We start from the raw sequence: 13419 nt of genomic DNA on the forward strand, positions 1-13419 counted from the left end.
ATCAAAGCGACGAGTATTTCTTGCGCAGGCGCTGGCGAATCAGCTCGGCCAGGGTGTTCATCACGAAGGTGAACAGCAGCAGCACGAGGGCGGCGAGGAACAGCACACGATAGTGGCTGCCGCCGACTTCCGATTCGGGCATTTCCACGGCCACGTTGGCGGCCAGGGTGCGCATGCCCTCGAACAGGTTCATCTCCATCACCGGGGTGTTGCCGGTGGCCATCAGCACGATCATGGTCTCGCCCACCGCACGGCCCATGCCGATCATCAGCGCCGAGAAGATGCCCGGGCTGGCAGTGAGGATGACCACGCGGGTCAGGGTCTGCCACGGCGTGGCGCCCAGCGCCAGCGAACCCAGGGTCAGGCTGCGCGGCACGCTGAACACGGCGTCTTCGGCGATGGAATAGATGTTCGGGATGACCGCGAAGCCCATGGCGATACCGACCACCAGGGCGTTGCGCTGGTCGTAGGTGATGCCGAGGTCGTTGCTGATCCACAGGCGCATGTCGCCCTTGAAGAACCAGCTCTCGAGGAACGGACTCATGTACAGGGCAAACCAACCGATCACCAGGATCACCGGGATCAGGATCGCCGCTTCCCAGCCATCCGGGATGCGCAGGCGGATCGACTCCGGCAGGCGGCTCCAGCTGAAGCCGGCGAGCAGGATACCGATCGGCATGATCACGAACAGGCTGAACACGCCCGGCAGGTGGCCTTCGAGGTACGGCGCGAGGAACAGGCCGGCGAAGAAGCCGAGGATCACCGTCGGCATCGCTTCCATCAGCTCGATCACCGGCTTGACCTTGCGGCGCATGCCCGGGGCCATGAAGTAGGCGGTGTAGATGGCGGCGGCGATGGCCAGCGGGGCGGCCAGGATCATCGCGTAGAACGCGGCCTTGAGCGTACCGAAGGTCAGCGGCGACAGGCTCAGCTTGGGCTCGAAGTCGGTGTTCGAGGCGGTCGACTGCCAGACGTATTTAGGCTCGTCGTAGTTCTCGTACCAGACCTTGCCCCACAGCGCGCTGAAGGAGATCTCCGGGTGCGGGTTGCGCAGGCTCAGCGGCAGCAGCTTGCCGCCTTCCTCGATGATGATGCGGTTGGCGCGCGGCGACAGGGCCAGCACGCCCGCGCCTTCGGCGACCGGCTCGACCAGCAGGGTGCGGTGCGCGGTGCTGTGGAACACACCGAGCTTGCCTTCGCTGTCCAGGGCGATGAAGCCCTTGCGGCGCTCTTCGGCGTCGATCTGCACCACCGGGGCCTTGCCCAGCTGGAAGCTTCGGATCAGCTTGAAGCGCGACTCGCCGTCCGGATCCCGGGCCATGAACCACTGGCTCAGGCCGCCCTTGGAGTCACCGAAGATCAGCGAGATGCCACCGACCAGCTGGGCGGTCGCGGTGATTTCGGCGTTGCCGTCTTCCAGCAGCTTGTAGCGACCATTGAGGCTCTTGTCGCGCAGGCTGAACACGTCGGCGGTGGCGCGACCGTTGACCACGTACAACCACTGCTGGCGCGGGTCGATGAAGATGTTCTTCACCGCCTCGGTCATCTGCGGCAACTCGATGCGGTTCTGCTCGATGGTGACCTCGTCGGTCATCATGTTCTCGGTGCGCGACAACTCGATCACCTGCAGGTGCGCGCCGGTGGAGCCGGCCAGCAACAGGGTGTCGCCATTGACGTTGACGCTTACGTGTTCCAGCGCGCGGCCCTGGTCATCCAGGGTGAACAAGTCCTGACCATAGGGGTAGTCGATACCCGGCTCGATGGTCTTCTTGTTGTCCGGATAGGTGATCTTGTAGGTGTGGTGGAACACCAGCGCCTGGCCATTGGACAGACCCAGCACCACCAGAGGGCTGCCGGGCTGGTCGGTGCTGATCGAACTGACCTGGGTGCCGGCAGGCAGCGGCAGGTCGACGCGCTTCAGTTCGCCACCGGTCTTGGTGTCGAAGAACAGCGCCTGGCCCTTGTCGGAGACACGCATGCCCACGAGGTTCTGCTCCTCGAGGGCGATCATCAGGGGTTTGCCGGCGTCCTGTTGCAGCCAGGTCGGCTCCAGGGCCTTCTTGCTGGTCAGCTCGGCACCCTGGAACAGCGGCAGCACCACATAGGCCAGGTAGAAGAAGATCAGCGTGATCGCTGCCAGCACGGCGAGGCCGCCCACCAGGACGTACCAGCGGGTCAGACGGTCCTTGAGGGCGCGCATGCGGCGCTTGCGTTGCAACTCGGGCGTATTGAAATCAATGCGCACGGGAGGAGAATTTTGGGTCATTGTGGAGTTGGCCAGATCATTCATGCGCACACCCTAGCGGTCCCGTATGACAAAAACATGACAGTGCAGTGACGCAAAAAAGCCCGCCGCTCAGGAGCCCTGGCTTCGGACTAAGGAATTCGTGGAGGAGGCCGGCATTGTGATCACCGGCCTCGTCCTCAGTTACTTACTTCTTTGCAACGTTACCCGCGTGGGACAGGCCCAGGTCGGCCAGGGTCTTGTCGACCACCTTGGCTGGCAGCGGGATGTAGCCGTCCTTCACGACAACCTGCTGGCCGGCTTGCGACAGCACCAGCTTGACGAACTCGGCTTCCAGCGGGGCCAGAGGCTTGTTCGGCGCCTTGTTGACGTAGACGTAGAGGAAGCGCGACAGCGGGTAGGTGCCGTTCAGGGCGTTGGCTTCGTTGTCTTCGACGAAGGTGCCGCCGTCTTTCTTGGCCAGAGGCACGGTCTTGACGCTGGCGGTCTTGTAGCCGATGCCCGAGTAGCCGATGCCGTTCAGCGAGGAGCTGATCGACTGCACGACCGAGGCCGAGCCGGGCTGTTCGTTGACGTTAGGCTTGAAGTCGCCTTTGCACAGGGCTTCTTCCTTGAAGTAGCCGTAGGTGCCCGATACCGAGTTGCGGCCGAACAGCTGGATTGGCTTGTTGGCCAGGTCGCCGGTCACGCCGACGTCACCCCAGGTCTTGATCTCGCTCTTGCCACCGCACAGGCGGGTGGAGGAGAAGATGGCGTCGACCTGAGCCATGGTCAGGCCCTTGATCGGGTTGTCCTTGTGCACGAACACGGCCAGGGCGTCGACGGCGACCGGGATGGCGGTCGGCTTGTAGCCGTACTTCTGCTCGAAGGCCTGCAGCTCGACGTCCTTCATCTTGCGGCTCATCGGGCCCAGGTTGGCGGTGCCTTCGGTCAGCGCGGGCGGCGCGGTGGAAGAGCCGGCGGCCTGGATCTGGATGTTTACGTTGGGATATTCCTTCTTGTAGGCCTCGGCCCACAGGGTCATCAGGTTCGCGAGGGTGTCGGAACCGACGCTGGAGAGGTTGCCCGATACACCGGTGGTCTTGGTGTAGGTCGGGATTGCAGGATCGACAGCGGCGACCGCATTGGCGGCAGCGACGCCAGCGGCGGCAAAGGTCAGGGCCGCCATCAAACGCTTCAGTTTCATGCCTTGCTCCTAGCAGGAATATCGTGGGTTGTGAGATGGAACGGGCCCAAGTATCTGCAGGCCGCATGAACACTCTATGACTCGAATATGACAATTGGATGAAAGGCCATCACCGGGTATCCGGGATGGCCTTTCAAGATGTTTCAGGAGAGGTGTACAGCATGTCTCTGTAGGAGCGGCCTTGCGCCGCGAACGGGCTGCAAAGCAGCCCCGGAGGTCTTTCAGGAGGCTGAGATCCTGGGGCCGCTGCGCGTCCCTTTCGCGGCACAAGGCCGCTCCTACAGGTCCGTGTGATTCGCTCGGCTCAGCGCTTGTTGGCGAGCAGATAGGTACCAACCAGCAGACCAACGGCACACAGGCACGCCACGTAATAGGCTGGTGCCATCGGGCTGAACTTGAGCAGCGCGGTTACCACCATAGGCGTCAGCCCGCCAAAGATCGCGTAGGCCAGGTTGTAGGAGAACGACAAGCCGCTGAAACGCACCACCGGCGGGAACGCCTTGACCATCACGTACGGCACGGCACCGACGATACCCACGCACAGGCCGGTCAGGGCGTACAGCGGGAACAGCAGGTCCGGGCGGGTCGGCAGGCTGTGGTAGAAGGCCCAGGACGACGCCAGCAGCGCCAGGCTGCCGACGATGAACACGCGCCCGGCGCCGAAGCGGTCAGCCAGGCTGCCAGCCCCGATGCAGCCCAGACTGAGCAGCACGATGGCCAGGCTGTTGGCCTTGAGCGAGTCGGTGGGGCTGACGTGATAGAGGCTCTGCAGCAAGGCCGGGGTCATCAGGATGATCACCACGATGCCGGCCGACAGCAGCCAGGTGAGCAGCATCGACAGGATGATCGCACCGCGATGGTCGCGCAGCACCGCGCGCAGCGGCAGTTCTTCGGCCAGGGCCTTGCGCGCCTGCATCTCGGCGAACACCGGGGTCTCATGCAGCCAGCGGCGCAGGTAGACCGCAAAGAAGCCGAACACCCCACCGAGCAGGAACGGGATACGCCAGGCGTAATCCGCCACTTCCTCGGGGGTGTAGAGCGTGTTGATCAGGGTCGCCACCAGCGAGCCAAGCAGGATGCCCGAGGTCAGGCCCGCGGTCAGCGTGCCGCAGGCATAGCCGGTGTTGCGCGCCGGCACGTGCTCGGAGACGAACACCCAGGCCCCCGGCACCTCGCCGCCGATGGCCGCGCCCTGGATCACCCGCATCAACAGCAGCAGGATCGGCGCCCACAGGCCGATCTGCGCATAGGTGGGCAGCAGGCCCATCACCAGGGTCGGCACCGCCATCAGGAAGATGCTCAGGGTGAACATCTTCTTGCGCCCGAGCAGGTCGCCGAAGTGGGCCATGACGATGCCGCCCAGGGGCCGTGCCAGGTAGCCGGCGGCGAAGATGCCGAAGGTCTGCATCAGGCGCAGCCACTCGGGCATGTCGGCGGGGAAGAACAGCTTGCCGACCACCGTGGCGAAGAACACGAAGATGATGAAGTCGTAGAACTCCAGGGCTCCGCCGAGGGCGGACAGCGAGAGGGTCTTGTAGTCACTGCGGGACAACGGCCGGGACGGCTGCTCGATACTGCTCTGCACGGAGGTCATCGCTGTTCTTTCTCTTGTAGGTCTGCGGACCGCTTGGCATGCGGCTTCTGGATTGGCTAGGCAGCGAAGATAGCAAATTGCCGAGCCGCGCTCATAGCGGTACAAAATCCATACAGATATTCATGAATGTGCGGTCGTCGCTGGCTGTGCAGGTATATATACTGCCCGCTCGTAGGAAAAGGTTGCTTCCATTGTGGGAAGTTGTGCGAAAACGTCGGTCATTGTTGTCAGACTGTTTCGCAGAGTTTCCCTTTGGCCGCCTCGCGAAGCGAAATCAGCGTAGTATGCGTGTTGCTGAATCGTTTTTACGGCGTCCTTCATTGCGCCACCAACGAAGCTTCACGGGTCAGAGGCCCCACGGCATGATTGAGCTCGAACAAGAAGATCCTATCCCGCAGGGCGACCTGGCCTTGCAGATCACCGCGCTGCCACGCGAGACCAATGGTTTCGGCGATATCTTCGGCGGTTGGCTGGTCGCCCAGATGGACCTGGCCGGCACCGCCATGGCCAGCCGCGTCGCCGGTGGCCGGGTGGCCACGGTGGCCATCGACCGCATGGCCTTCCTGGTGCCGGTGGCGGTGGGCGCGCAACTGTCCTTCTATACCCAGACCCTGGAGATCGGCCGCAGCTCGATCCAGATGATGGTCGAAGTGTGGAGCGACGACCCGCTGTCCAGCGAATGGCGCAAGGTCACCGAAGCCGTGTTCGTGTTCGTCGCCATCGACGGCAGCGGTCGCACCCGCTCGGTGCCTCGTCGCTGAGCCGAGCGAGCGGTAAACTCATTGCACGTCACCGGGTCCAACGGCCTGACAGACAATCAATGAGACGAGCGCAATGGCTAACTTCACGGTCGAGACCGAGCTTCACGGCGAACTCAATTGCTGGCGCATCACCAGCGAGCATGCCGAACTATTGATCGCCCAGCAGGGCGCGCAGGTCCTCAGCTACCAGCGGATCGGCGAGCCGCCGCTGCTGTGGCTGAGCGACCAGGCCATCTTCCGCCAGGGCAAGTCGGTGCGCGCCGGCGCGCCGGTGTGCTGGCCATGGTTCGGCATCTTCGAACGCAACCCGGATTCGGTCAAAGCCATGTTCAAGGGCGAGCAGCCACCGGCCCACGGCCTGGTGCGCGGGCGCGACTGGCAGTTGTTGGGGGCCGAGGAGCACGGCGAAAGCCTGCATATCGAATTCCAGCTGCCCGAAGCCCAGGGCGACCTGCCGGGCTGGGCCCACGAAGTCCAGCTCAAGCTGCTGGTGGAACTGGGCGACCAGCTGAAGCTGACCCTCACCAGCTACAACCTCGGTAATACCGACGTCACCCTGAGCCAGGCCCTGCACAGCTACTTCGCGGTAAGCGACGTGCGCCAGGTCCAGGTGGAAGGCGTGGACGGGTTGGCCTATATCGAAACCCTGGCCAACTGGGAGCAGCGCCAGCAGCAGGGCAACCTGGGCTTTACGGGCGAGACCGACCGCATCTACCTGAACGCCCCCGAACGCCTGGCCATCGTCGACCCGCACTGGAACCGACGCATCACCTTGCAGGCCGGCGGCTCACGCACCGCGGTGATCTGGAACCCCTGGACCGAGCGCGCTCGCGACCTGCCGGACATGGCCGACGATGGCTGGCAGCGCATGCTGTGCATCGAGACGGCGAATGTGATGGATGACGTGGTGGTGCTCAAGCCGGGGGCGAGTCATGCGATGAGCGTGGGGATCGGTAGCGAAGCGCTCTGATTCATAATTTTCAGAGTCAGTGCCGGCCCTTTCGCGGGTAAACCCGCTCCCACAGGCACTCCACTGTTCTCAAGGTCAGTGAAGTGCCTGTGGGAGCGGGTTTACCCGCGAAGAGGCCGGCACAGGTAAATCAGAGGTCGGCATCCTCCACCACCCTCACCTGCCCCGCCTCCAGCGCATACGCCGCATCCGCCAGGTCATTGCTGACCGTCTCCACCTTCAGCGTGCCGGTCACCCACAACGGCGTGTAGATGTCGTCGATCTTCAACCCTTTCGGATAACGCACCAGCACCAGCTGGTTCGGCGGCGGCGGCGGTACGTGGATGCAGGCGCCCGGGTACGGCACCAGGAAGAACAACGTGCTGTTGCCTTTCGCATCGCTCTCCAACGGCACCGGATACCCGCCCAGGCGGATCTGCTTGCCGTTCATCGCTGCCACGGTCTTGGTCGAGTACATCACCGCAGGCAAGCCCTTGCTCTGCTTCAGGCCACCCTTGGCAGTGAAGGTCCCCTGGGCTTCCGGGGAGTTGTGGTCGATCTCGGGCATCTGCTCGAGGGCTTTCTGGTCCGACTTGGGCATCAGCTCCAGCCAGTCGGTCTCGGGCAGTTCGGCATGGGCCAGGGTGCTGGCCAGCAGCAGGGGGACGAGGAATAACGCACGCATGGGAATGCTCGGCAACTCGGAATTGAATTGCCGGGCATTCTAGCCTGTGTTCAGTTCTTCTTGATGAAGCCGTAGATCACCAGAAGGATGATCGCGCCGACCAGGGCCCCGAAGAAGCCCGCGGCCTGCCCGGCCTGGTAGATGCCAAGGGCTTGCCCGCCATAGGTGGCAGCCAGGGAGCCGGCGATGCCGAGGAGGATAGTCATGATCCAGCCCATGCTGTCGTCACCCGGTTTCAGGAAACGCGCCAGCAGGCCGACGATCAGGCCAATGAAGATGGTTCCAATGATGCCCATGGCAATCCCTCTGTGATGAACATGAAACATGCCAAAGCCTAGTCAGCGCTTTGGCATGTTGCCATCTCAGAGCGGCATTGCCGGCCAGAAGTTCGATCAGCCGGCGATCAAGGCCTCTACTTCGGCAATCTTGGCCTTGAGGGTGGCCATGTCGGCGCAGCGCAGGGTGGCATGGCCGACTTTGCGTCCAACCTTGAACGCCTTGCCGTAGTGGTGCAGGTGGCAATCGTCGATGGCCAAGACCTTGTCCACTGGCGGTACTTCGCCGATGAAGTTGAGCATGGCGCTCTCACCCACCTTGGCGGTCGAACCCAACGGCAGGCCGGCGACGGCACGCAGGTGGTTCTCGAACTGGCTGCACTCGCTGCCTTCGATGGTCCAGTGCCCGGAGTTGTGCACGCGCGGCGCGATCTCGTTGGCCTTCAGGCCGCCGTCGACTTCGAAGAACTCGAAGGCCATGACGCCGACATAGTCCAGCTTCTGCAGCACGCGACCGACGTAGTCTTCGGCCAGGGCCTGCAGCGGGTGCGCGTCGCTGGCCACCGACAGCTTCAGGATGCCGCTGTCGTGGGTGTTGTGCACCAGCGGGTAGAAGCGGGTTTCGCCATCGCGGGCACGCACGGCCACCAGCGACACTTCGCCGGTGAACGGTACGAAACCTTCCAGCAGGCACGGCACGCTACCCAGCTCGGCGAAGGTATCGACCACGTCCTCAGGCTTGCGCAGGACCTTCTGGCCCTTGCCGTCATACCCCAGGGTGCGGGTCTTGAGCACGGCCGGCAGGCCGATGCTGGCGACGGCGGCATCCAGGTCCGCTTGCGAGAGGATGTCGGCGAAAGCCGGGGTCGGAATCCCCAGGTCGCGGAACATGCTCTTCTCGAACAGACGGTCGCGGGCGATGCGCAGAGCTTCGGCGCTCGGGTAGACCGGCACGAACTGCGAAAGGAAGGCGACGGTTTCCGCCGGCACGCTCTCGAATTCGAAGGTCACCAGGTCGACTTCGTCGGCCAGCTGGCGCAGGTGGTCCTGGTCGCCATAGTCGGCGCGCAGGTGCTCGCCCAGCGGGGCGGCGCAGGCGTCCGGGGCCGGGTCGAGGAAGGCGAAGTTCATGCCCAGCGGGGTGCCCGCCAGGGCCAGCATGCGGCCCAGCTGGCCGCCACCGATTACACCGATCTTCATAGCGTCAACCTCAAGCCTGGCGCGGATCTGGATTGTCCAGAACGGTGTCGGTCTGCTCGGTGCGGAACTGCTTGAGCGCCGCGTGGAACTGCGGGTACTTGGCGCCCAGGATGCTTGCCGACAGCAGCGCGGCGTTGATCGCGCCAGCCTTGCCGATGGCCAGGGTGGCTACCGGCACGCCGGCCGGCATCTGCACGATCGACAGCAGCGAATCGACACCCGACAGCATCGACGACTGGACCGGCACGCCCAGCACCGGCAGGTGGGTCTTGGCGGCGCACATGCCCGGCAGGTGGGCGGCGCCACCGGCACCGGCGATGATCACCTCGATGCCGCGGCCTTCGGCCTCCTCGGCGTACTGGAACAGCAGGTCCGGGGTACGGTGGGCGGAAACCACCTTCACCTCGTAGGGAATGCCGAGTTTTTCCAGCATATCGGCGGTGTGGCTAAGGGTGGACCAATCGGACTTGGAGCCCATGATCACGCCAACCAGTGCACTCATCGTCGAGCCTCTTCGCTTGTGCGCCCGCAGGCGCGTCAAAAAACAACAAGCCACGCGGGACGACCGGCGTGGCTTGTTTGCTGATCATGACCGGAGCTATCCGGTCGAGGGGCCGCGCAGTATAGCGTAACGCGAGGCGATCACGGCACCCCCGGCGACCAACTGTCGCCCTTATTTTTCGGGGGTTTGGCTGACTTTCGGGTCAACTGAGCCGCCCTCCAGCTTGCGCCACAGCAACCGCACGTTGGCCTTGCGCACCAGCGCGCAGCGGTACAGGCGGATTTCCAGCGGCACATGCCACTGGCTGCCGCCACAGATCACCAATTCGCCACGTTCCAGCTCGCCACGCATCGACAGCCTCGGCACCCAGGCGATACCCATGCCTTCGAGCGCCATGCTCTTGAGACTGTCGGCCATCGCGGTTTCATAGACAGTGGTATAGCGCAGGTTGCGCTGGCGCAGCAGCAAGTTGACCGAACGGCCGAGGAAGGCGCCGGCACTGTAGGCCAGCAGCGGTACGCTGCCCTCACCCTCCAGGTCGAACAGCGGCTTGCCGTCCGGGCCCACGGCGCACACCGGAAGCATTTCGGTGGTACCCATGTGCAGCGAGGGGAAGATCTCGGCGTCCATCTGCAGGGCGGCGTCCGGGTCATAGAAGGCCAGCATCAGGTCGCAGCCGCCCTCGCGCAATGCATGAACGGCATCGCCAACGTTGGTGGCCACCAGGCGCGTGGCGATGTTCAAGCCATCGTTGCGCAGCTGCGCCACCCAGCGCGGGAAAAAGCCCGATGCCAGGGAGTGTGCGGCCGACACCTGGATCACCTCGCCCTGCCCGCCTTCGAGATGATGCAAATGGCGGAGAACTTCGCTCAACTGGTCGACAACGGTACGCGCGGTGACGAGAAACAGCTGGCCGGCCTCGGTCAGTTCGATGGGCGTGCGGGAACGATTCACCAAGGTCAGCCCCAACGCCGCCTCCAGGCTGCGTATGCGTCGGCTGAAGGCCGGCTGGGTGACGAAACGGCGCTCGGCCGCCTGGGAAAAACTGCGGGTTGAGGCCAGGGCACTGAAGTCCTCCAGCCATTTGCTTTCGAGGTTCATCGACTACTCCGCAACGCGTGCACCAAAATGGAACACGCTCGATTGTCAATCGGCGTCACATCAAACCGTATGCCGTTTGTGCATAGGTTAGCGTGCAACAGCATTGGCCGCAAAATCCGGGCAGCCCTAGCATTGGCGCCATTCCGGCAGGTGCCGGGTCAAAATCGAGATGATATCCATCATGTCCTCCGCTGCATCGTTCCGCGTCGAAAAAGATCTGCTTGGTACCCTTGAAGTCCCTGCCGATGCCTACTACGGCATCCAGACTCTGCGCGCTGCCAACAACTTCCACCTCTCCGGCGTTCCGCTGTCGCACTACCCGAAACTGGTAGTCGGCCTGGCAATGGTCAAGCAGGCCGCTGCTGACGCCAACCGTGAGCTGGGGCACCTGAGCGATGCCAAGCACGCTGCCATCACTGCAGCCTGCGCCCGACTGATCAAGGGTGACTTCCACGATCAGTTCGTCGTGGACATGATCCAGGGCGGTGCCGGCACCTCCACCAACATGAACGCCAACGAAGTCATCGCCAACGTCGCGCTGGAGCACATGGGCCACCAGAAAGGTGAGTACCAGTACCTGCACCCGAACAACGACGTGAACATGGCGCAGTCGACCAACGACGCCTACCCGACCGCGATCCGTCTGGGTCTGCTGCTGGGTCACGACGCTCTGCTGGCCAGCCTCGACAGCCTGATCCAGGCCTTCGCCGCCAAGGGTAAAGAGTTCGATCACGTACTGAAGATGGGCCGTACCCAGCTGCAGGACGCCGTGCCGATGACCTTGGGCCAGGAATTCCGCGCCTTCGCCACCACCATGACCGAAGACCTGCAGCGCCTGCGCTCGCTGGCCCCGGAACTGCTGACCGAAATCAACCTGGGCGGTACCGCCATCGGTACCGGCATCAACGCCGACCCGGGCTACCAGGCCCTGGCCGTGCAGCGCCTGGCGACCATCAGCGGCCAGCCGCTGGTCCCGGCCGCCGACCTGATCGAAGCCACCTCCGACATGGGCGCCTTCGTGCTGTTCTCCGGCATGCTCAAGCGTACCGCGGTCAAGCTGTCGAAGATCTGCAACGACCTGCGTCTGCTGTCCAGCGGCCCGCGCACCGGCATCAACGAAATCAACCTGCCAGCGCGTCAGCCAGGCAGCTCGATCATGCCAGGCAAGGTCAACCCGGTGATCCCGGAAGCCGTCAACCAAGTCGCCTTCGCCATCATGGGCAACGACCTGGCCCTGACCGTCGCCGCCGAAGGTGGCCAGCTGCAGCTGAACGTGATGGAGCCGCTGATCGCCTACAAGATCTTCGACTCGATCCGCCTGCTGCAACGCGCCATGGACATGCTGCGCGAGCACTGCATCGTCGGCATCACCGCCAACGAACAGCGCTGCCGCGAACTGGTCGAGCACTCGATCGGCCTGGTCACCGCCCTGAACCCGTACATCGGCTACGAAAACGCCACCCGTATCGCCCGCGTCGCCCTGGAAACCGGCCGCGGCGTGCTGGAACTGGTGCGCGAGGAGAAGCTGCTGGACGAAGAGATGCTCAACGACATCCTGCGTCCGGAAAACATGATCGCTCCCCGTCTGGTTCCGCTGAAGGCGTAACCCAGGCCGCTGCAAACAGTCTCACCAGGTCGAGGGACTAGACACCTCTCAACCTTTCAAGGGCCCGAGCGCACGCTCCGGGCCCTTTTTTTATGCCTGCGCTTCAAACCCTGCGCGGCCCCTGTAGGAGCGGCATATAACTTGCTCGCTAAAGCTTCTCAGCCCAATGGGACGCCGAGCATGCTGCACAGCCACCTCACCACCCTCAACGCGGTTTCGCTGATCCTCCAGGTGTTCCAGGAGGCCGGCGTCGACCCGCGGCAGCTGCTCGCCGGCAGCGGCATAGGCCCGGCGGACCTGGGCCACGCTGATGCGCGTATCACCACCCAGCAGGAGCTGCAGGTGTGCGCCAACGCCGTGGCCCGGCGCGAGGACATCGGCCTGGAACTGGGCCGGCGGATGCATGTGTCGTGCTACGGGATGCTGGGTTACGCCCTGCTCTCCAGTGCCACTTTGGGTGACGCCCTGCGCCTGGCGCTGCGTTATCCGGCACTGCTGGGAACAGTCTTCCAGCTGCGCCTGGTGGACGACGGCCAGCGGGTCTGGCTCTGTGCCAGCGATCATTACGACGCCCCAGGCCTTGCGGCCTTCAACGCCGAGTTCTGCCTGGTGTCGCTTAAAGTGATCTGCGATGACCTGCTCGGCCGCCCGCTGCCACTGCTGGCGGCGCGCTTCGAACACTCGCGTCCCGGTTACCACGCGCTCTACGACGGTGCGTTCCAGTGCCCGCTCGGCTTCGAGGCCGGCGACAACGCCTTCGCCTTCGAGCGCCGCTGGCTGGACATGCCGCTACCGCTGGCCGACCCGATCACCCACAAGGCCATGGGCGAACGCTGCCGACGGCTGAACCTGGAGTTCACCGGACGCCAAGCCTGGCTCGGGCGCATTCGCCAGTTGCTGGTCCAACAGCTGGATGCCGCCCCCGGGCTGGAGGGCCTGGCACGGCAGATGAACTGCTCGTCGCGCACCTTGCGCCGGCACCTGCAAGCGCTGGGCAGCAGTTATCAACAGCTGCTCGACGAGTTGCGCTTCGAGCGGGCCAAGCAACTGCTGGCCGAAGACCAGATGCCGATCTATCGCATTGCCGAATCGCTGGGGTTCAGCGAGACCGCCAGCTTTCGCCATGCCTTCCAGCGCTGGAGTGGTGTTGCACCGAGCCATTTCAGAGGTTGACCTGTACCGGCCCTATCGCGGGGCAAGCCCGCTCCCACGAATGGCCTCAGCGATCGTGGGAGCGGGCTTGCCCCGCGATAGGGCCGGTACAGGATGTACTTGGCCACATCGATCCCCTTTTGGCCGTTTGCATCGTTCTCCC

Annotated in this window: 12 protein-coding genes; 4 read left to right on the top strand and 8 right to left on the bottom strand. The window is 63.9% G+C overall.

The genetic code is table 11. From position 1 onward, the window contains the following. Position 1 precedes the first annotated feature (1 nt). The 3 genes from VUG52_RS26815 to VUG52_RS26825 all read right to left on the bottom strand — a co-directional run bounded on the left by VUG52_RS26815 (position 2) and on the right by VUG52_RS26825 (position 5025). Entirely contained in the window at positions 2–2290 is a 2289-nt protein-coding gene (locus VUG52_RS26815) for an ABC transporter permease subunit (RefSeq protein ID WP_262950915.1), read from the bottom strand. A gap of 142 nt (positions 2291–2432) precedes the next feature. Then, the gene (locus VUG52_RS26820; RefSeq protein WP_062575623.1) at positions 2433–3431 is read right to left on the bottom strand and encodes a phosphate ABC transporter substrate-binding protein PstS; all 999 of its coding nucleotides are present in this window, start codon (positions 3429–3431) and stop codon (positions 2433–2435) included. A 304-nt stretch (positions 3432–3735) separates the two neighbouring features. Next, positions 3736–5025 (bottom strand): MFS transporter, encoded by a 1290-nt coding sequence (locus VUG52_RS26825; protein WP_050707554.1) that lies wholly within the window; start codon positions 5023–5025, stop codon positions 3736–3738. Positions 5026–5387: 362 nt separating this feature from the next. Here VUG52_RS26825 and VUG52_RS26830 point away from each other — a divergent pair, with 362 nt between their 5' ends. After that, positions 5388–5786, top strand: a complete 399-nt coding sequence (locus tag VUG52_RS26830) for an acyl-CoA thioesterase (protein WP_003253317.1) — start codon at positions 5388–5390, stop codon at positions 5784–5786. Between the two features lie 73 nt (positions 5787–5859). Then, a complete protein-coding gene (locus tag VUG52_RS26835) occupies positions 5860–6756 on the top strand; it encodes a D-hexose-6-phosphate mutarotase (protein WP_331832293.1) in 897 nt (298 codons plus the stop codon). A 130-nt stretch (positions 6757–6886) separates the two neighbouring features. On the opposite strand, the gene VUG52_RS26840 is transcribed toward VUG52_RS26835, so the two are convergent. The 5 genes from VUG52_RS26840 to VUG52_RS26860 form a co-directional block, all read right to left on the bottom strand. Beyond that, a complete protein-coding gene (locus VUG52_RS26840) occupies positions 6887–7420 on the bottom strand; it encodes a DUF3299 domain-containing protein (protein WP_198742574.1) in 534 nt (177 codons plus the stop codon). A 50-nt stretch (positions 7421–7470) separates the two neighbouring features. Next, positions 7471–7716 carry a GlsB/YeaQ/YmgE family stress response membrane protein gene (locus tag VUG52_RS26845; RefSeq protein ID WP_050707557.1) on the bottom strand — a complete coding sequence of 82 codons (246 nt, stop codon included), beginning with the start codon at positions 7714–7716 and terminating at the stop codon, positions 7471–7473. Between the two features lie 96 nt (positions 7717–7812). Then, a complete protein-coding gene (locus VUG52_RS26850) occupies positions 7813–8895 on the bottom strand; it encodes a 5-(carboxyamino)imidazole ribonucleotide synthase (protein WP_050707558.1) in 1083 nt (360 codons plus the stop codon). Between the two features lie 10 nt (positions 8896–8905). Beyond that, positions 8906–9397 carry a 5-(carboxyamino)imidazole ribonucleotide mutase gene (gene purE / locus VUG52_RS26855; RefSeq protein WP_050707559.1) on the bottom strand — a complete coding sequence of 164 codons (492 nt, stop codon included), beginning with the start codon at positions 9395–9397 and terminating at the stop codon, positions 8906–8908. Between the two features lie 171 nt (positions 9398–9568). Next, positions 9569–10498 (bottom strand): LysR substrate-binding domain-containing protein, encoded by a 930-nt coding sequence (locus VUG52_RS26860; protein ID WP_050707560.1) that lies wholly within the window; start codon positions 10496–10498, stop codon positions 9569–9571. 181 nt (positions 10499–10679) lie between these two features. Between VUG52_RS26860 and aspA the strand changes: the two genes are divergently transcribed. Then, on the top strand, positions 10680–12104 hold the full coding sequence (gene aspA / locus VUG52_RS26865) for an aspartate ammonia-lyase (RefSeq protein WP_050707561.1): 1425 nt from the start codon (positions 10680–10682) through the stop codon (positions 12102–12104). A 180-nt stretch (positions 12105–12284) separates the two neighbouring features. Beyond that, a complete protein-coding gene (locus tag VUG52_RS26870) occupies positions 12285–13277 on the top strand; it encodes an AraC family transcriptional regulator (RefSeq protein WP_050707562.1) in 993 nt (330 codons plus the stop codon). Positions 13278–13419: the final 142 nt, after the last annotated feature.

Origin of the sequence: Pseudomonas sp. LH21 (assembly GCF_036549575.1) — a bacterium.
Lineage (GTDB): Bacteria > Pseudomonadota > Gammaproteobacteria > Pseudomonadales > Pseudomonadaceae > Aquipseudomonas > Aquipseudomonas peradeniyensis.

Bases quoted from the DNA above. Each gene is read 5' to 3' on its own strand.
- VUG52_RS26815 (WP_262950915.1), bottom strand. From the start codon at position 2,290: ATGAATGATCTGGCCAACTCCACAATGACCCAAAATTCTCCTCCCGTG.
- VUG52_RS26845 (WP_050707557.1), bottom strand. From the start codon at position 7,716: ATGGGCATCATTGGAACCATCTTCATTGGCCTGATCGTCGGCCTGCTG.
- VUG52_RS26850 (WP_050707558.1), bottom strand. From the start codon at position 8,895: ATGAAGATCGGTGTAATCGGTGGCGGCCAGCTGGGCCGCATGCTGGCC.
- VUG52_RS26870 (WP_050707562.1), top strand. From the start codon at position 12,285: ATGCTGCACAGCCACCTCACCACCCTCAACGCGGTTTCGCTGATCCTC.
- VUG52_RS26860 (WP_050707560.1), bottom strand. From the start codon at position 10,498: ATGAACCTCGAAAGCAAATGGCTGGAGGACTTCAGTGCCCTGGCCTCA.
- VUG52_RS26825 (WP_050707554.1), bottom strand. From the start codon at position 5,025: ATGACCTCCGTGCAGAGCAGTATCGAGCAGCCGTCCCGGCCGTTGTCC.
- aspA (WP_050707561.1), top strand. From the start codon at position 10,680: ATGTCCTCCGCTGCATCGTTCCGCGTCGAAAAAGATCTGCTTGGTACC.
- VUG52_RS26820 (WP_062575623.1), bottom strand. From the start codon at position 3,431: ATGAAACTGAAGCGTTTGATGGCGGCCCTGACCTTTGCCGCCGCTGGC.
- purE (WP_050707559.1), bottom strand. From the start codon at position 9,397: ATGAGTGCACTGGTTGGCGTGATCATGGGCTCCAAGTCCGATTGGTCC.
- VUG52_RS26835 (WP_331832293.1), top strand. From the start codon at position 5,860: ATGGCTAACTTCACGGTCGAGACCGAGCTTCACGGCGAACTCAATTGC.
- VUG52_RS26830 (WP_003253317.1), top strand. From the start codon at position 5,388: ATGATTGAGCTCGAACAAGAAGATCCTATCCCGCAGGGCGACCTGGCC.
- VUG52_RS26840 (WP_198742574.1), bottom strand. From the start codon at position 7,420: ATGCGTGCGTTATTCCTCGTCCCCCTGCTGCTGGCCAGCACCCTGGCC.